30 protein-coding genes and 1 pseudogene are annotated in these 14,809 nt (G+C 43.7%); all 31 read right to left on the reverse strand.

Going from position 1 to position 14,809, the window contains the following annotated elements:
* Positions 1-6: 6 nt before the first annotated feature.
* Positions 7-1,218, reverse strand: coding sequence for a PBSX family phage terminase large subunit (locus JMN17_RS14110; RefSeq protein ID WP_202328377.1), 1,212 nt, complete (start codon positions 1,216-1,218; stop codon positions 7-9).
* Positions 1,208-1,933, reverse strand: a complete 726-nt coding sequence (terS, locus tag JMN17_RS14115; RefSeq protein ID WP_202328378.1) for a phage terminase small subunit — start codon at positions 1,931-1,933, stop codon at positions 1,208-1,210. Before terS ends, JMN17_RS14110 begins: the two co-directional genes overlap by 11 nt.
* 161 nt (positions 1,934-2,094) lie before the next feature.
* On the reverse strand, positions 2,095-2,478 hold the full coding sequence (locus JMN17_RS14120) for a hypothetical protein (protein WP_202328379.1): 384 nt from the start codon (positions 2,476-2,478) through the stop codon (positions 2,095-2,097).
* A gap of 264 nt (positions 2,479-2,742) precedes the next feature.
* Complete coding sequence (locus JMN17_RS14125) at positions 2,743-3,213, reverse strand: sigma-70 family RNA polymerase sigma factor (RefSeq protein ID WP_116315376.1); 471 nt, start codon at positions 3,211-3,213, stop codon at positions 2,743-2,745.
* Positions 3,214-3,249: 36 nt separating this feature from the next.
* Positions 3,250-3,419: pseudogene (locus JMN17_RS14130) on the reverse strand (hypothetical protein).
* Between the two features lie 15 nt (positions 3,420-3,434).
* Complete coding sequence (locus tag JMN17_RS14135) at positions 3,435-3,566, reverse strand: hypothetical protein (protein WP_033884289.1); 132 nt, start codon at positions 3,564-3,566, stop codon at positions 3,435-3,437.
* A 287-nt stretch (positions 3,567-3,853) separates the two neighbouring features.
* Entirely contained in the window at positions 3,854-4,030 is a 177-nt protein-coding gene (locus JMN17_RS14140) for a hypothetical protein (RefSeq protein WP_180950483.1), read from the reverse strand.
* Between the two features lie 13 nt (positions 4,031-4,043).
* Complete coding sequence (locus tag JMN17_RS14145; RefSeq protein WP_202328412.1) at positions 4,044-4,232, reverse strand: hypothetical protein; 189 nt, start codon at positions 4,230-4,232, stop codon at positions 4,044-4,046.
* Positions 4,232-4,441, reverse strand: coding sequence for a hypothetical protein (locus JMN17_RS14150; protein ID WP_202328381.1), 210 nt, complete (start codon positions 4,439-4,441; stop codon positions 4,232-4,234). The genes JMN17_RS14145 and JMN17_RS14150 overlap by 1 nt, the downstream gene beginning before the upstream one ends.
* Complete coding sequence (locus tag JMN17_RS21945; RefSeq protein ID WP_268542427.1) at positions 4,438-4,563, reverse strand: hypothetical protein; 126 nt, start codon at positions 4,561-4,563, stop codon at positions 4,438-4,440. The genes JMN17_RS14150 and JMN17_RS21945 overlap by 4 nt, the downstream gene beginning before the upstream one ends.
* Entirely contained in the window at positions 4,563-4,958 is a 396-nt protein-coding gene (locus tag JMN17_RS14155; protein WP_202328382.1) for a YopX family protein, read from the reverse strand. Before JMN17_RS14155 ends, JMN17_RS21945 begins: the two co-directional genes overlap by 1 nt.
* Positions 4,959-5,300: 342 nt before the next feature.
* A complete protein-coding gene (locus JMN17_RS14160) occupies positions 5,301-6,071 on the reverse strand; it encodes a DNA cytosine methyltransferase (protein WP_202328383.1) in 771 nt (256 codons plus the stop codon).
* 12 nt (positions 6,072-6,083) lie between these two features.
* A complete protein-coding gene (locus JMN17_RS14165; protein ID WP_202328384.1) occupies positions 6,084-6,893 on the reverse strand; it encodes a DNA adenine methylase in 810 nt (269 codons plus the stop codon).
* A 2-nt stretch (positions 6,894-6,895) separates the two neighbouring features.
* Positions 6,896-7,153: a hypothetical protein gene (locus JMN17_RS14170; RefSeq protein WP_202328385.1), complete on the reverse strand. Its 258-nt coding sequence runs from the start codon at positions 7,151-7,153 to the stop codon at positions 6,896-6,898.
* On the reverse strand, positions 7,150-7,380 hold the full coding sequence (locus JMN17_RS14175; protein WP_202328386.1) for a hypothetical protein: 231 nt from the start codon (positions 7,378-7,380) through the stop codon (positions 7,150-7,152). The genes JMN17_RS14170 and JMN17_RS14175 overlap by 4 nt, the downstream gene beginning before the upstream one ends.
* Positions 7,377-7,622 (reverse strand): hypothetical protein, encoded by a 246-nt coding sequence (locus tag JMN17_RS14180; protein WP_202328414.1) that lies wholly within the window; start codon positions 7,620-7,622, stop codon positions 7,377-7,379. The genes JMN17_RS14175 and JMN17_RS14180 overlap by 4 nt, the downstream gene beginning before the upstream one ends.
* Entirely contained in the window at positions 7,619-7,903 is a 285-nt protein-coding gene (locus JMN17_RS14185) for a hypothetical protein (protein ID WP_202328387.1), read from the reverse strand. The genes JMN17_RS14180 and JMN17_RS14185 overlap by 4 nt, the downstream gene beginning before the upstream one ends.
* Before the next feature lie 32 nt (positions 7,904-7,935).
* Positions 7,936-8,142: an XtrA/YqaO family protein gene (locus tag JMN17_RS14190; RefSeq protein ID WP_202328388.1), complete on the reverse strand. Its 207-nt coding sequence runs from the start codon at positions 8,140-8,142 to the stop codon at positions 7,936-7,938.
* Positions 8,143-8,230: 88 nt separating this feature from the next.
* Entirely contained in the window at positions 8,231-8,398 is a 168-nt protein-coding gene (locus JMN17_RS14195) for a hypothetical protein (RefSeq protein ID WP_202328389.1), read from the reverse strand.
* Between the two features lie 119 nt (positions 8,399-8,517).
* The gene (locus JMN17_RS14200) at positions 8,518-8,976 is read right to left on the reverse strand and encodes a DUF1064 domain-containing protein (RefSeq protein WP_017697392.1); all 459 of its coding nucleotides are present in this window, start codon (positions 8,974-8,976) and stop codon (positions 8,518-8,520) included.
* The gene (locus JMN17_RS14205; RefSeq protein ID WP_033884334.1) at positions 8,963-9,262 is read right to left on the reverse strand and encodes a hypothetical protein; all 300 of its coding nucleotides are present in this window, start codon (positions 9,260-9,262) and stop codon (positions 8,963-8,965) included. Before JMN17_RS14205 ends, JMN17_RS14200 begins: the two co-directional genes overlap by 14 nt.
* 143 nt (positions 9,263-9,405) lie before the next feature.
* Positions 9,406-9,549: a hypothetical protein gene (locus JMN17_RS14210; RefSeq protein ID WP_162868982.1), complete on the reverse strand. Its 144-nt coding sequence runs from the start codon at positions 9,547-9,549 to the stop codon at positions 9,406-9,408.
* Positions 9,542-10,393 (reverse strand): ATP-binding protein, encoded by an 852-nt coding sequence (locus JMN17_RS14215; RefSeq protein WP_202328390.1) that lies wholly within the window; start codon positions 10,391-10,393, stop codon positions 9,542-9,544. The genes JMN17_RS14210 and JMN17_RS14215 overlap by 8 nt, the downstream gene beginning before the upstream one ends.
* Positions 10,278-10,997, reverse strand: a complete 720-nt coding sequence (locus JMN17_RS14220) for a DnaD domain-containing protein (protein WP_202328391.1) — start codon at positions 10,995-10,997, stop codon at positions 10,278-10,280. The genes JMN17_RS14215 and JMN17_RS14220 overlap by 116 nt, the downstream gene beginning before the upstream one ends.
* A 166-nt stretch (positions 10,998-11,163) precedes the next feature.
* Entirely contained in the window at positions 11,164-12,006 is an 843-nt protein-coding gene (locus JMN17_RS14225; RefSeq protein WP_033884309.1) for a recombinase RecT, read from the reverse strand.
* Positions 12,007-12,008: 2 nt separating this feature from the next.
* Positions 12,009-12,959 carry a YqaJ viral recombinase family nuclease gene (locus JMN17_RS14230; RefSeq protein WP_202328392.1) on the reverse strand — a complete coding sequence of 317 codons (951 nt, stop codon included), beginning with the start codon at positions 12,957-12,959 and terminating at the stop codon, positions 12,009-12,011.
* Complete coding sequence (locus tag JMN17_RS14235; protein ID WP_202328393.1) at positions 12,959-13,147, reverse strand: hypothetical protein; 189 nt, start codon at positions 13,145-13,147, stop codon at positions 12,959-12,961. The genes JMN17_RS14230 and JMN17_RS14235 overlap by 1 nt, the downstream gene beginning before the upstream one ends.
* Positions 13,144-13,425, reverse strand: coding sequence for a hypothetical protein (locus tag JMN17_RS14240; protein WP_090558344.1), 282 nt, complete (start codon positions 13,423-13,425; stop codon positions 13,144-13,146). The genes JMN17_RS14235 and JMN17_RS14240 overlap by 4 nt, the downstream gene beginning before the upstream one ends.
* 102 nt (positions 13,426-13,527) lie before the next feature.
* Positions 13,528-13,722, reverse strand: a complete 195-nt coding sequence (locus tag JMN17_RS14245) for a YqaI family protein (RefSeq protein WP_015715353.1) — start codon at positions 13,720-13,722, stop codon at positions 13,528-13,530.
* Positions 13,723-13,851: 129 nt separating this feature from the next.
* Positions 13,852-14,109, reverse strand: coding sequence for a YqaH family protein (locus tag JMN17_RS14250; protein WP_015715352.1), 258 nt, complete (start codon positions 14,107-14,109; stop codon positions 13,852-13,854).
* Positions 14,106-14,675, reverse strand: a complete 570-nt coding sequence (locus JMN17_RS14255) for a helix-turn-helix domain-containing protein (protein ID WP_129010131.1) — start codon at positions 14,673-14,675, stop codon at positions 14,106-14,108. The genes JMN17_RS14250 and JMN17_RS14255 overlap by 4 nt, the downstream gene beginning before the upstream one ends.
* Positions 14,676-14,809: the final 134 nt, after the last annotated feature.

The raw sequence follows: 14,809 nt of genomic DNA on the forward strand, positions 1-14,809 counted from the left end.
CCTCCTTTATCTCGTCATTACTCTTACTCCAGATGGTTTGCTATTCGTATATATCGCATAACGAACAGAGTCCAGAACATCATCCCATTCCTTAACCGGTTCGCCTGTCTTCTGATTCCAGACATACATAAAAATCTCTTTTTTGAACCGATCAACTTTGTCCTCAACAACGTAAAGCTGATCTTTCTTGAACAGCTGCGCCACTTTCTCTATACCGGATACAACAGCTTTATCAGCATTTTGAGCCCGGAGTTTTTCTCTCCGGAACCGCTGAACGTGTTCAGGCCGTGCTGTATCACAATAGAAATTAATGTTTCCGTATCGCTCTTTGATGTCCTTCGCTACCTTCACCCAGTAGTCAATCTCTTCGTGCTGCTTGGAATGTTCTTCGAGCAAATAAAAACACCCTTGGTCATCTTGTCCGATTACGACAATAGAACCCGGGTGCTCATATCCCCAGTCAACGCCAGCAAAGTATTTTGTAAACCTGCCCTGTTTCTCTTTTAACTGGTCTGAACTGATATAGTGCTTGTCTTTGTTAAAATCCTTGTATATTACGCCTTCCGGAGCAACCCAGTAGCCGTAAATGTCCCTGTCCGTAAACATGCCGCTCGGTGTTGAAGCAACAATACTTTCGACATACTCAGGATCAAGAAAGTTGTTATCAAACAATGAGAAGTGAAAAGACCGGATATTCAGCCGGCCGTTTTTCAGCCGCTGCCCGTCTTTGTCGATATAGTCTGTTTTGACGGTGTGCATCGGGTTTTCAGGGTTTGTATCCATCATGACCATCGCGCCTTTATAGGAGCAACGAGAAATGACTTCCTTCACGAATGAATCATGCAGGGCAGTCGCTTCGTTTAAGAATGCGCCAGCTGATGTGAAACCCCGCGCCTTTTTCCAAGAGTCTGCATTTGCTCCATCAAAGCAATAAACACGATTGCCAAATATCTCAACTGCATTCGATTTATCAAGGCGCAATTCTTTCCCCAGGATGAGCTCTAAATCATTTAGGATATTCCGCTTTATAGAAGCTTGAGTTGCCCCGCCAATGATAAAGGAAAGCCCCATGTTTTGATATTTGCTGATATGCCCAAGGAACGTCAAAAGGAGCACGAACGTTTTCCCTGCCCTTTTCGCCCCGCTGCATATTAAGATTTTCGGCTGCTCTTCAATAAAGCTGTTCCATACCTCTTGTTGCTTGGAGTTAAGTTCCATGAGGTTTCACCATCTTCCGCAGCATGGTAGCAACTTCATTTTCCTGTGAGTTTTCGTTATCACCGTCAATATCTTTCTTCGCCTTCTCGATATTCAAGCGCATTTGCTCCAATTTAAGGCGCCGCTCGTCTGCTTCGTGAGCCAGCTGGTCAAACTGTTTAATCAAGCCCCTTAGCTCTCCCATTGCCCGAGATTGAGCATTCAGGAAGGTTGCATGACGATCCCAAGCGAATTGAAATTCATACTCTTCCTCTTCAATTTCGCTGACCTCAGATATGAGGGACCTTTTCTTTTTCAATTCTTTAATCATTTCTTCCTTATCAGAAACGAACATGATCTTTTGCGCCCGGATAATGGCTGCATATTGAATCTGAATTTGATCCCATATCATATCAGCAGGCGAACGCTCCTGAATCTCTTCCATGATTTCAAGCGTTTCTTCTGGCAGGAATTTAGAGAAAAAGCCGTGAGTCACAGCATTTTGATTCCTCTGTGGTGCACCGCCGTTGTTCCCGACTGCATTTTTGTTGCCCGGTTGCCCGCCTTTTTTTGTGTGCACACTTTTTTCAATGGGTGCACCCTTTTTCCTTTCCCAACCATGCCGCTGCTTCCACGATTTAATGGTGTTCACTGACACCCCGTATTTCTCGGCAAGGTCCTTGTATTTCATGCCTTTGACGTAATCCTTATACGCCTGAATGTGCTTTTCGGCCATCTACATTCACCGCCGCCCCCTTCTAATTCGTGTTGTTTTGGAAAAAATATTCCCTCTAAACCACCACCGTGCTCAAGCCGTTAACCGCCAATTGTCTATCCTGAGTCTTACCGGAAGCAGTTTACAGGGAACAAAAAAAGCACCCTTTTAGGATGCTTTTACTAAAATAATTTACCAGGCAGAACTCCAATTATTTGATCTGAAAATAAAACCAAACTATTAGATTCTATCTCATTTGTAGTTTTTATAATTACATCTTCAAGATATATTACATTGTGTTCAGATCCATTATTATTCATTTTGAATAGATGGTCTGCCATTGAGTATGCATCCAACTTACCTGTTTCTAACTTTTCTTCGATTTCGATCTTTAGATCGTCAAGAGACTCCGCCTTAAACCCGTCAATTTCTTTAGTTTTTCCTTGAACAATACCAAAGCTAGTCAAATAAGTTAAGTAGAGAGCGTCATCTCCATTACCATTTGCCTTTTTAACAATTGATAAAGCCTTCTCTAATTCCAGTATATAATCTTTTTTGTTTTCCATTATTTTCACCTCCACCTTATTATCGGTTAAGGAGTATGACAAAGGAATCATTTGCAAAATTTGTCGAACGAAACTGTTGAATAAAACCATATTTTGTCGGGGATATTAACATGTACGCAATACTGCTGCTGTTTTATCACCCGAATTCACTGTGTAAAGCCTCCCAGTTGAGTTGATCCTCGCTTATCGTTGGGAGGTTTTACTCATTGTATGAAATTGGTGGTGACGCAGGAATAATCCGCCGCGCCGATCCTGCCTCCCATTTTACACCGCCGATTTTATCTGTTTCAACAATTGCAAAAGCTGACACGTTTGGCACACTTCGCACAAATGGCACACGATCTTTTCTTTGATCCTTCTGACCGTTTCCCGGGAGACGCCAAGGTGTAAAGCTATTTCACGGTATTTCATCCCATCCAGCATGCAATCTAATACGATTCGGTGCTTTTCGTCAGTCAATTCCTCAATTGCTCTATCAAGGAAATCAACGATAGCTTCGAACTTGTAAAGCCGTTTTTCTCTCCTGTCCAACTGTCTTAATTCAGCCTGGCTGATGCCCTTACTCCCTTTGGGCAGTGTCGCCTCAATCCCATACTGGGACACTCCGTTTGTTCCCGTAACACTGGATATTACTGCTGTATCCAGAATGCGTGTTAGTCGTGAAATCTCCCGCAGCATGAATTTATAATCACGAATCCATTCCTCAATCTCCCATGCAATCATTTGATCTGTCATAGTGCTTTCCCTCCTGATAGTTAAATAGAGTAAGTGTCATTCCAGTTGTTTGCTTTTTGCTCTGCGACATATTGAAGCCTCGATACCTCTTTCACTCTGATACTGAAGGTTTTGACCAAGAAGGCTTTCAACTCGTTATAGAGCTCTTCTTTGCCGCAAAAGATATTTACAAGCTTTCCGTTTTTATAAGCGAATTCGTATTTCATCCTGAAACTCCCCTTTTACTTTCTGCGTTTATAAGCGCCGCCTTTGCCACGTCTGAGTGTTTGCATGTTTGTGTTCATCATTGATTGCCAGAAACGATCTGAGCGCTCCTGTTGCTTCTGTGACGGTTTCTTTTTGGACTGTTTCATATCTCATCACTCCTTTCACCGCTAGTAATCGCGATAGACATCCAGATAGTTGCGAAATAAAAAACGGACACCAAACAAACAGCGCTTATGCTGTAAGTTCAGTGTCCGCAGGCTTTCCGTCTTGGACTTATTTAGTTAAAGCAGCACGTATGTAGCAATAGTGCCGATAATTGATGTGATACATATTGCTGTTAAGTGATTCCGCAGCTGTGAATCCTTATCCTCTCCTATAACTCCCATAAGAGAGATAACCAGAACCAGTAGGAGAACTATTTTCAAGGCTATTATCACTTGTCTTCCCTCTTCTCTATATACTTATCAATATCCTTAAAGTAAGCCGCAGCCGTAAATGATATGATTACCCCGATCAAAGTAAGATTCGCTTTCATGTCCGGTCTGTAATCATGTTGGAAATATATCCAGAATCCACACCCCATCAGCAGAAACAGTATCCTGAGAATCATAGGTTGCTCTCCATCACTCCGCGCCCTCCACTTCACAAACAGCGCATTTAAAGACAGGTTCGTAATGCTCGTTTGTATAGTGACCTCTTAGTTCCCGTTTTACTTCTAACGTTACATTGCTGACGTTACCGAATTTCTTTTCTAAATGGCTTTTGATTATTTGTTTAACTTCTTCTGGAGATAAAGACACTTTCATTTTCATCACTCCGCGCCCTCCTGATTTTTAAAGTCGTAATCACCAGCCTGTAACAGATATCCCATTCCATCCGTTTCATTTTCATAAACTGGGTCGATTATTTGCGATTCTCTAACGTTTATTTCCTTGTCTCCTTTGTTCGGCTTGCTCCATGCGTAAAATGTTTGTTTCCTACCATTCAACGTTTCCCCTGCTTTATCTGTGTAAAGTTTCACTCTGCGCCCTCCTTCGCTTTCTCCAAATCAGACTCAACCTTTTTCATAATGTCTTTGATTTCATCTTTCTTGTACCCATGCATAGCCAGTAAGACATAAGCTCCTAATTTGTCATATTTCATCACTCCGCGCCCTCCAATAACTCAGGATTCTGATAAACGTCGCCTAGTAATTCGAAATTCGGTTCAATTCTATATAAAGGCCCTGCTCCCATTCCCTCTACATAAAATCCGTAAGTGTCTTTTGAAAATTCGACCTTCCCCAATACTTTGTCATAACCCGGATGCCAAGTTGATTCCCGTTTGCCCTTTATGATGTCTGCTTGATAAATTACACCAGCATCAAAAAATCTTGTGCCCCACATGAGCGCCGATTCCCCGTCGTAACTTTCCGCAACAATAACCCTGCACCCATCACGCCATAAAATCCATTTATCTCCTTTGATTTCAAGGCTCAATCCCTCATCATCCCAATAATGCATCTGCTCGCCGTCCCAAACTCTGTATGCTGTGTTCATTGTCCGCTCTCCTTTGCTCTAATCTTGTACCGTGTTTTACAACCCTTGCTAACTTGTTTCAATTCAGCAGTGAAACAGTCGAGACAAATATTTTCTTGTTTTCGGTGGTCGCCAGTGTTTTGTTTTAGCTGTTTAATATCTGATCGAAAAGCAAACCTTAAAGGCTTTTCAAAGATAAGCGAAGTATTTTCATGAGTATCCAATCCACATGTTTCACAGCATAATTTATTCACGCTATTTCCTCCTCAACGCCCATGCTGCAGCCGCATTTCGGGCAACGTGCATCTGGGCGGATTTTTATATCTAATTCGTTGTGACCACATTCAGGGCAGATGTATTCGATCATGATGCCCCCTCCTGGTCCATAATCGCTTTGAATATGGGGTAAATCTGCTGAGGCACAACCGCGTTGCCTAATCCTTTAATTCTGTCCAACCGATTGGGAACCCCATCATCGCTTCCCAAAAAGCCGGATTCGCACGCCCTCTTTTCCCAGTCAACACCATTAAATAGTTTGGTAACTGTCCTAAATGTGCTCTTTCTCCATTTTGTAACTTTGTCATTGTTTTCTGGTAATCGTTCAGTCCCCTTGTATCCGATGCTGTTGGCGTTGGGAAGATATCCGACAACAAAGACTCTGTCTCTTCTATGCGGTGCCCCGATGGCGAGAGCTGGTATAATAAACGATTTCCCTTTGTAACCTTCACTTTCCAAGTCAGATAACGTGCGGTCGAGCTCCATATTTGCGAAGTTAGCAACGTTTTCGCCAACAACCCAAGTGGGTCTAAGTTCTTTGATGAGCCTAAACATTTCCGGCCAGAGGTCGCGGTCATCTTCTGTGCCTCTTTGCTCCCCGGCAATACTGTAAGGCTGGCAAGGGAATCCTCCTGAAATAATGTCAATTGTTCCACCTGGCTCAATCACTCCTTTTTTCTCTAACAGCTGTCTGTTTAAGGTGCAAACATCATCGAAGATGGGGACACCTGGGAAGTTCTTATTCAATACTTTTTGGCAGAAGGGTTCACGCTCACAGAATGCGACAGTTTCAATGCCGGCCCATTCCGCTGCAAGTGCGATGCCCCCTATTCCTGCGAATAACTCAATACTTTTCATATTCGTGTTCTCCTAATCAAATAAACTAAGCTGAGTGATTTTGTAATTGAAGAGCAACATTTCTTCGGCCCCTCGGTCTTTTCCGGATCCACCAACAACCTGCTTGTACGCTGAAAAGGTTTCTGTCGCCCAATTTGGGTAGATCTCGAGTATTAAAGGATCATCATAGTAAGAGAGAATCACTTTTCCTTTTACTTTATTCAGCAACCGAGCCAGTTCCCGGTGATCATCTTCCGTGAAGCCGCCAGCGTAAAACTTCTCACGACCAACATATGGAGGATCAACATAAAACAAAGTATCGGGGCTATCGTATTTCTCAATGATGTTGCGAAAATCCTTACATTCGATCATGACCCCCTTCATGCGGTTAGCAAAGGACTGGAAGGCAGTACAGGCGCTTATGTATCCACCCGCTGGGTTCTGACCGCTTTGCGTGCTGTGCCGCCATCCTGTTTGTGGCACTTCTTCTGCGTTTCCCTTACTAATGCCGGAACGATTCATGTAAAACCACCTGACAGCACGATCAAAGTCATCTGACGGGTAGTCCTCAGTTTTCCATTTCTCATAGAGCGCCCGACTGTACGGAATAGATTCGCATGCCTTTTGCATCGCTTTTGGATCCTTCCTGACTTGCATCAAGAAATTAACTACATGACCGTCGATATCGTTATATACCTCATGTCCCATTTTCGGCTTATTAGCAATTACATGGGCTGCCCCGCCGAAAGGCTCAACGTACACCTTATGGGCAGGCATCTTATTTATGATGTGTTCGGCATATTTGGCTTTTCCGCCGAACCAGATTAAAGGTGACCTCGCCATGCTTAACCCCCTATCCCCGGCAGAACTGCGATTGCAAAGAATAAAACCAAAACCATTGCCCCAATGAGCCAACCGTTTGTCTTATCACGCTTTGCAATGATAGTTTCATCACCGATCATTTTCAGATCGTCTGACTTTGCCACGAGCACCGGTATGTAATCTGGATGCACTTTCAAATGTTCCGCCGCCTCATAAATGGTCATTGCTTCGTCTTTTGTGGATTTAACTGCCCGCTGAAGCTCTACTTGTAAAGGAATCATTCTGCATCACCTACAATCTGCAGATTCTTATAATGAGCTACATGTCCGCAGGGATTTTCCCAAATATGAACTTGTCCAAAGAATCCGTCCTCAACATGCTGCGTCAGCTGAGGATTCCCCATTTCCTCGCCACAAGTAGGGCATTCCCAAAGTGCATTCACTTCTTTGAACCCGATCATGAAATCATTGGAATCGCGGGCGGGTATCGTTACCTTTTTTGCGTTCATTCCGCATCCCCCTCCAATGCTTCAATTCTCCCCTGCAATTCTTCCACTTCATCCTCTAAATTGCCGTTTTCAAATTCAAAGTCTCTTATTGACTCTGCCTGTTCCTCGACCTTTAATTTTAGTTCTTCGTTTTCTTTCGTAAGCCGCTGAATCTCTTCCTGATCGTGCTGCTTTTCCTTTTTCAGACGTTGCACTTCATTGAATAAATCCACGTTTATTTGTTCCTGTGATAATCCGCTCATTTCACATCACCCTCCAATTCATTTTGAGCAACTGTTATCGCGAAATTGAGATTGGTAATGATCTTCTCTAATGCCTGTTTGTATCGGCTGCTTTCCCCGCTTAGATGCTGAATGTCCTTTTGAGCCTGCCGGAATTGATGTACCGTTACTTCCTGCTGGCGTTTGTTTTCCTCGATGATTTCCCGCTGCTTAACAGCCAGTTCAGCTTGCTCAATAAGCCAAGCAATTTCCTTCTGAGGAATGTATGTCAGTTTTTTTAAACGTTCAATTCTCTCTTTCATGTCCGTTCCTCCCCCGCAGGGGAAAGCCCCTGCTATTTGAATTTGTGGCCGATCCTATAATCTAAACGAGACAGACCGCCCTTAATTGTTTGAATGATTGTTTCTCCGTGTTCTGGGGCATCAAGGACATGTGCAGTGCCCTCGTTCCCATCTAAAATAAGAATCTGTATTTTGCCCGGCTCAATTGCCTGTTCAATTGTTATATCTTTGCTTAAATTAATTTCCTGTGGTTTGTTCACCTAGCGCGCCCCCTGTGCATGTGCTATGATAGAAGTACCAGTTCATATCAGAGCATCGGGGCATACGCTTCGGTGCTTTTTTTTGTGTTTAATAGTGATCCGGTTTCCATCCGACCATTGTGAATGTTGGCGATGGTTTCAGTTCCTCCCGGTAAACGATCGGATGCTTTTTCACGTATTCCGCCAGCTGTTCCGGCGTCATCTTCCATTCTTCAACCGGTCCTGGCTTGTAAGGATTGATGCTTTGCTGTTCCATGATATTTCCCTCCTGAATTGATTTTGGGAATTTCCGTGCCGCCGAGCTTCTTGCAATCAGAACCCATTCGGCTGGCGCATGCCTTAAACTGAGAGCAACGTGTCATACAGGCCATGAGCTTATCTTCTTCCTGCACCCACAACGGCCGATCGTCTGCGATTACCACGTTTAACAGTGGACTTTCCCGCCTTTCTTTTGAGTTTTTTCAGCTCGTCCAGCTCGATGAAGCCGAGTGACTTATCCAGAGCCAGCACCTTGAGTGGCGTATCATAAAGCCGCTCATACAACTTGCGTTTGATGGCAAATTCCTTTGTTTCTACGCCCTTGATGTCAATGATCTCGATGCTGCCGTCCAAGTTATGAACCTCAAAGTCTGCAATATATTCAATCTTCCGAAAAGTTTTCCCGTTCTTTTTGAATGCCTCTTGCAGAAGGAAACGCGGTTGCAGCTTAAAATCTTTTATCTGCTTGCTCACCTTGAGCCATTTCAGCTGCTCATAGTATTTGGCTTCGGCCCGGCTGTCGAACGTGATGCCGTCCACCTGTGTTTTCCTGGCGCCGTACTTATTTGCTGGCATGCGATGCCTCCTGAAGCTTGTTTTTTTGCTGTGCAATCTCCATTTCTGACATGCCGCAATCAGAACAACATTCATAGTCCGGTATCTGCAAATGATCTTCTCCCGGCATAGTGCAGTAACTCATTTCCATGTGCTTATGTTCACAGGCTTCCTGACGTTTTTTCTGTTCTTCCTCTCTGACAACCGAGCAATATACTCTTTCGTGCAACCTCGCTCCGTGCTTTGTCATCAGCCGCTTTCCACAATGTTCACACTGATAAAGTGTCTGATTCTCTAAAACTTTCATTCCGCCGCCTCCATCTCTGACTATTTCCTTATCGGCCCGTTTCCCCGTGCCGTCGTTACCTACCGTCAATCTGTTCCCAATGCTGGATCTGCTTCTCCTTGTACGGCGCCGTAAGTATAATGGCCGGCAGCAGGATCACCGCTTTAAGCACTGCGCATCAGCTCCATTTGTCTGATCTTTTCCTCAAGCACCCGGATAGCCGGTGTGAGGTCCTTGCCGCCCTTTTGTTCAGCAGGCCCGAACAAATACATTCCTTTGGATCCTTTAACGTTCGTTTTTTCATCCATTCCGCAACCCTGCCAATCTATGATTTAATTGCATTCTGTCGCCCTTGATGATTACGCAATAATCCGCACACATCTCATAAATCCTGGTGCCGAGTGCCTCGTCTATATCGACCAGCTCTTCGATGTCTAATTCACTTGAGATAAGAACCGGTTTATGATTCAGATATCGATAATTGATGACGGAATATGTCTGCTCCACCTGCCAATCGGTTGCCCGTGGTTTCTTAATCCGTCCTTCTTTGGTGTTTGTGTACACAGGCTTGAACAGATCATCTATGAACAGCACTTCAACCTCTTTCATGCGGTTGAGTTTCTCTTCCAGCTTGTCAAAGTCATCTTTCAGATCGTTGAACCCTTCCACGTAAGGAAAATACTGAACCGCGATGTTCTTTGATTTGATCAGCTTGTTTGAAATAGCTGTCAGCAAATGCGTTTTCCCTGACCCTGGCTGCCCCAGTAAAGCAATGCTGTTGCTTCGGGTGCCCCGGATGCTGTCAAAATCCTTGTAGTATTCCACAGCAGTATCGTAAGTGTCTTTCACGACAGCTGGTTTTCCCTCGGTTATAAAATTCTTGAACTTCAACTTCTCAAATTCAGCAGTTATGTCACTAGAATTCATCAATTTCCGGATGCGCCGGCGCTCTATGCATTTGCACCGGACCCAAACCTCATATCCTTCCTTGTTCTCGATGTAGCCCAGTTGATCTTTGCATTTCGGGCATTCATATTCAGCCTTTTCTTCTGACCCGGCCGACCCCGCCGAAAATTGGGCTGACCTTTCCTGGAGCTTTTTCAGAATTGCTGCCATTGCCGCGTCCGTACTTTGTGTTTTGTGTGTTTCCATGTTGCCACTCCTTACTTTTGTTCTTGTTTGACTGGAGAATGCGCTGCACGTAGGCCAAGTTGCGAGCGTTCCGCGTTACTGCCTCTTTCATTGCCTCCAGGACCTTATCTTCGCCATAATCGTCTATCAAGCTATTAAGCTTCTCAGCCATGAACGATGATAGAAGGCCAAATCCCTCATCCTCGAAAAATGCAAATGCGTTACTCTTCATTTTCTTCTCATCCTCCTGCTGCTTTTCTTGTGCTGGCGCCAAGTCTTTTTTCTTGTTGTAATTTCCTAGTTGTATGTACTCAGCGTAATGAAGAACTGTCACAATAAAACCCCGTTTTTGAGGTAATCGATCAAGCTTTAAATACCCCTGTTTGACCATGCGATCTAATGAGTATTTCATTTGAACAGGTGACCACCCACTACTGTTTTTTCCTTCTGTCCATCCAGAAAGCGCAGCAAGCTCTGTTACTTTGATTATTGTTTGACCAATTTCTAATGTCTGGCCCGGTCTATATTCAGCTTCAGTGAAAAGATACTGATAAATCATCCGGTCTCTAAAATCTTTAAAAGGCAATCGAGGGAGGACTACAAATCCAACACCTTCTATAAACATGCCGCTCACCTACTTCCTTTCACACAATGCTGTCATTCCGCTGATGCGGACTAAACGCAAGCCAGGTTCATTTGTTTTTAGATAGCCTTCCACATAAGCACGAAACAGTTTTGCGCGATTGGGCGCCCCCTCCGTAAGCCACTTATAACAGAAGGGGATGCTAACCTTAATCAAATGGGAGGTCATCGTCACTGATGTCTACAGGCTTGCCGTCAAAAGGATCAGCATCCTGCGCACTTGGTTTTTCCTCTGATACTTCTGCGTCAATGATTTCTGGCTCAGACATTTCGTCAGTGATGTCAATGCGCTCTCGTGCCTCATCGTCCTCAATGACAGCCTTCTGCATTTCCACTGACAAGATGCCCCATTTGCTCAGAATCGCTTTCAAAACAGTTTTTAATGCCATTGCATCCCAATCGTTTTTCCAGCCGAAGTCCGACTTACTAAACTTCTTTTTATGCTTTTCAACTTGCGCCTTTGTCCAATACACCGTTTTCCGAAAACCGTTTAGAAGCTCAAAGTAAGCAGCGTAACCAATAACCGCATCTGATTCCCGTTTTTCAAAATCAATTTCTATTTCCTCAGTTAATGGGTTCCACTTTTGCAATTCTCCTTCATGGACCGGTATGCAATTGATGAATTTATACTGGCCCGTACGTAAAGCCAACTGAATGTACCCTTTGTAACCAAGCTGAAATTGGGCACGACCGCCATACGGAACGATCCAGGCATAACCCAAGTTTTTATCCACTGGCAGATCAAGCGTAGCCGCCACCATAGCCGATGAAATCACGCTCATAGGCTCTGCCTTTTGAAGCATCTTTTCGCCGTTGTAAAGGCTCAGAATTGACGCTGTGAATTGGGAAGCCCTTTTCCCTAGAACTTCTTCGAAACGATTCATGACTGCCGGAGAAGAAAGCAGACCTTTCATTGTTGTTCCTTGCTGTTGTGCTGGAGCACTGTTTTGTTTCTTCTGGATATTGCTTTTTAGCGATTGATTTGTAGCCATATTCAGCTAACCTCCTTGATTCCAAAGCGTCTAAATTGGACTTCTTTAGTGACTTTCTCGTATACGTCCGGAAACTGCTCTTTGAGTTTCTTAGAGTCGATCCGGTTAGTCGAAACTGACTTCCAACTAGTTTGATAGTTTCCGATGAAGCCGTATTCAGCTTCCTTCATTTCGTGCTTAATCTGGTTTTCTAATTCCTTCGCTTGCAATTGGAGTTCGTTGATCTGATCTTTCAGCTGCAAATATTGCTGAATGCGTGTTTTATTCGCTGAAGTTAGATCAACGACTTTACCGCCCTCTGCCTCGGCATAACGTTGCTTGAGATATTCTTCTGCAGCACTCGAACCGTCAAGAACCGGAGCCTTTCCGCCCAAGACCTTTTCATTCCAAAATTCAATTTCAGCTTGAAAGATCATCGCAATGAGCTCATCATCACGCTCAATCTCTTTCCAAATGAATTTATTGCCGCCGATTAGGACAGCGAAGTACGCTTTTTTATATTCAGGCCCCAGCACTCCTAGATAGTGTTGAACCTGCACAATATAGCTGTCGGGAATCTCGTCATCTTCCCACTCTTTCAGGTTGTATGCCGACGTGGTTTTGCACTCCAAAATGGCTTTTTCACCAACAATCATTCGGTCAACATTCGCCAGTATAAAATCGTGCTTGGGATGCCTGAGCATCGCTTTTCTCCGTCTAACTTTTTTGCCGCTACGAATCTCAAACTCTTTTGCAACAACGTCTTCAAGAAGCGAGCCAAAGTATGCTGCTTCACTGCCTGATTCACTTACAGGTACCTGACCTGTTTTGTCTAACCACAATTCAAACGGTGTTTGCCATTTGTTTATGCCTAAAATAACGGAAGCATCAGAACCACCTATGCCCTTCCTTCGCTCAAGAAGCCATTCGTCCCGACTCATGTCCGCTGTCGAAGCGAAAACCTCTGCTTGCATCAGAGCAGCCCCACCTTTCTTTTGTAAGCTTCTGTTCCAAGCCGTTGCCATTCCCGGTAATGGTCCATTGAAGGGAAACTAAACTGCGCTTTACCGTTTTTGGCGAATACAATTGAACCGCCAACCTGTCTCAAACGTTGCTGATCCTCCGCACGTTCGCTGAATGCCACTTTTACTGCTCTTGTCATCGCTGATCCCCCTCCGCTAAAATTCTTTCTCCTTCCCTTTCCAAATAAGCTCTGCCATCATAAGTAAGTGAAACAGCTAAAATCTGTTCTTTTGGAGTTTCAGGCGCTTTTATACCTGTTAATCTTTCAAATTCATCACCTTCAAAACACTTTATAAAGGCTGGGTCAAACTTCTGTATTTCTTTAAATCTCTCTTTCTCTTGGTGACTAATAGCGATGTATAAATCAATTTCATTAGCATCACGCATTAATTTGATGTGTTCACTTGTCAATTTCATATCCAGCAAACCTCCATTGATTTTTATGAGGCGTTTTGGTATAATTAAGTAAATATTTCAGTCAAAACGCCTTACTGAGTCCACTTGCCAGAGTGGGCTTTTTTATTGCTCATTTTTAAATTTGAAACCAAGCTGTTCCCTCAGATAACGATCAAGGTTCTCTCTCAAGATCACCGCGCCGCAATCGATTACATAATCATCGACTGGGGTAACTTCATCCCCGAAAAAATCCTTTTGTGTTTCTGGCTCAGTCAACTTATCGTGCCAGTTGTTTAAAATCATTGGATTTTCGATCATTCATATTCTCCTTTCTGTAATTTGCTGTGCGTTCATCCCAAATCAAGAGTAGTTCGCTATGATTTCGGATTCTTTCACACCATGCTCTGACTTCCAACGCTGTTGCTGGTTTGTGTACAAAGTGAACCATCAACCTAAGCTCCTACGTACCAATGACAAATCAATGCCTCGCTTTTGCATTTTCAATGCCGTATCATATAACAACCCTTTATTCGAAATGCGTTTTAAATCCTCAATATTCGCTTTAATACTGCCAAGAATATCTAAAGCTTCTTCGTAATCACCATCTTTTAAAGAGGCCAGTAATAGATCAGCCATACTTTCAACTGAATCTGATTTTCGTTTTGCCACTTCTACATCGGATTTCAAAAATTGATTGAGTTTCATACGAGCATAGCCTGCCTTTCCTCTTGTTTTGACATTGCAACTTGATCCATTAACGCTTTACGTGTCCACTTTTCCGCCAGCTCCTGCATCTTTAGACCATGACTTCTAGATAAAGCGTAAAAGAGAGTATCAATAGCTGGGCCGAGATCAAGAATCTCTTTAAGATCACTCATGGGAAGATCTTCAACTCGGCCGGGCCGTTCATTCGCCAACCACAGTGCAATATTTTCAGCAGCCTCAATTGATTCTTTTGTCTGTTTCATGAAATTGATTAAAGCCTTGCTGGGGCTTACATTCAAAGCTGGATCGACTGGCGCTGTCGCCCTTGGATGCAGCCGGAACAAGTAATGTACAAGATCAATGTGTTCATATGCTCCACATACCTCAAACCACTTGATACAGAGTTCAGGCGTTAGTGTGCTCAGGCCCTTTTCGACATTTGAAACATACTGCTGATCTTTGCCACCGAGTAGTTGCCCCAGCTGGTATTGTGTGAATCCTATTGCCTTTCTCACTTCACGCATAATATTTGGTAAATTATCGAGTTTATACGGGTTGTTCGACATATGTTCTCCTCCTGTTTCACGGGGAATTATTTGGTAAAATTTAATTAATGAAGGGATGGGGTTGTCCCTTTGCAGCTATTCCAACCTCCGCAAGATTGTGGAGATTGGTGTCTCACTCCTCAAAGTTGTGGAGT

It is taken from the genome of Bacillus sp. RHFS10 (assembly GCF_016757475.1).
In the GTDB taxonomy this organism is placed as follows: domain Bacteria; phylum Bacillota; class Bacilli; order Bacillales; family Bacillaceae; genus Bacillus; species Bacillus subtilis_G.

Coding starts and splice junctions, on each gene's coding strand:
- JMN17_RS14110 (WP_202328377.1), bottom strand. CDS start 1,218: ATGGAACTTAACTCCAAGCAACAAGAGGTATGGAACAGCTTTATTGAA.
- JMN17_RS14165 (WP_202328384.1), bottom strand. CDS start 6,893: ATGGCGAGGTCACCTTTAATCTGGTTCGGCGGAAAAGCCAAATATGCC.
- JMN17_RS14120 (WP_202328379.1), bottom strand. CDS start 2,478: ATGGAAAACAAAAAAGATTATATACTGGAATTAGAGAAGGCTTTATCA.
- JMN17_RS14160 (WP_202328383.1), bottom strand. CDS start 6,071: ATGAAAAGTATTGAGTTATTCGCAGGAATAGGGGGCATCGCACTTGCA.
- JMN17_RS14220 (WP_202328391.1), bottom strand. CDS start 10,997: ATGTTTATAGAAGGTGTTGGATTTGTAGTCCTCCCTCGATTGCCTTTT.
- JMN17_RS14230 (WP_202328392.1), bottom strand. CDS start 12,959: ATGCAAGCAGAGGTTTTCGCTTCGACAGCGGACATGAGTCGGGACGAA.
- JMN17_RS14145 (WP_202328412.1), bottom strand. CDS start 4,232: ATGAAAATGAAAGTGTCTTTATCTCCAGAAGAAGTTAAACAAATAATC.
- JMN17_RS14250 (WP_015715352.1), bottom strand. CDS start 14,109: ATGAAACTCAATCAATTTTTGAAATCCGATGTAGAAGTGGCAAAACGA.
- JMN17_RS14135 (WP_033884289.1), bottom strand. CDS start 3,566: ATGAAACAGTCCAAAAAGAAACCGTCACAGAAGCAACAGGAGCGCTCA.
- terS (WP_202328378.1), bottom strand. CDS start 1,933: ATGGCCGAAAAGCACATTCAGGCGTATAAGGATTACGTCAAAGGCATG.
- JMN17_RS14195 (WP_202328389.1), bottom strand. CDS start 8,398: ATGGAACAGCAAAGCATCAATCCTTACAAGCCAGGACCGGTTGAAGAA.
- JMN17_RS14180 (WP_202328414.1), bottom strand. CDS start 7,622: ATGAGCGGATTATCACAGGAACAAATAAACGTGGATTTATTCAATGAA.
- JMN17_RS14155 (WP_202328382.1), bottom strand. CDS start 4,958: ATGAACACAGCATACAGAGTTTGGGACGGCGAGCAGATGCATTATTGG.
- JMN17_RS14205 (WP_033884334.1), bottom strand. CDS start 9,262: ATGAAAGTTTTAGAGAATCAGACACTTTATCAGTGTGAACATTGTGGA.
- JMN17_RS14225 (WP_033884309.1), bottom strand. CDS start 12,006: ATGGCTACAAATCAATCGCTAAAAAGCAATATCCAGAAGAAACAAAAC.
- JMN17_RS14185 (WP_202328387.1), bottom strand. CDS start 7,903: ATGAAAGAGAGAATTGAACGTTTAAAAAAACTGACATACATTCCTCAG.
- JMN17_RS14175 (WP_202328386.1), bottom strand. CDS start 7,380: ATGAACGCAAAAAAGGTAACGATACCCGCCCGCGATTCCAATGATTTC.
- JMN17_RS14235 (WP_202328393.1), bottom strand. CDS start 13,147: ATGACAAGAGCAGTAAAAGTGGCATTCAGCGAACGTGCGGAGGATCAG.
- JMN17_RS14200 (WP_017697392.1), bottom strand. CDS start 8,976: ATGCCAGCAAATAAGTACGGCGCCAGGAAAACACAGGTGGACGGCATC.
- JMN17_RS14125 (WP_116315376.1), bottom strand. CDS start 3,213: ATGACAGATCAAATGATTGCATGGGAGATTGAGGAATGGATTCGTGAT.
- JMN17_RS14240 (WP_090558344.1), bottom strand. CDS start 13,425: ATGAAATTGACAAGTGAACACATCAAATTAATGCGTGATGCTAATGAA.
- JMN17_RS14245 (WP_015715353.1), bottom strand. CDS start 13,722: ATGATCGAAAATCCAATGATTTTAAACAACTGGCACGATAAGTTGACT.
- JMN17_RS14170 (WP_202328385.1), bottom strand. CDS start 7,153: ATGATTCCTTTACAAGTAGAGCTTCAGCGGGCAGTTAAATCCACAAAA.
- JMN17_RS21945 (WP_268542427.1), bottom strand. CDS start 4,563: ATGAAATATGACAAATTAGGAGCTTATGTCTTACTGGCTATGCATGGG.
- JMN17_RS14140 (WP_180950483.1), bottom strand. CDS start 4,030: ATGATTCTCAGGATACTGTTTCTGCTGATGGGGTGTGGATTCTGGATA.
- JMN17_RS14210 (WP_162868982.1), bottom strand. CDS start 9,549: ATGGATGAAAAAACGAACGTTAAAGGATCCAAAGGAATGTATTTGTTC.
- JMN17_RS14255 (WP_129010131.1), bottom strand. CDS start 14,675: ATGTCGAACAACCCGTATAAACTCGATAATTTACCAAATATTATGCGT.
- JMN17_RS14215 (WP_202328390.1), bottom strand. CDS start 10,393: ATGGAAACACACAAAACACAAAGTACGGACGCGGCAATGGCAGCAATT.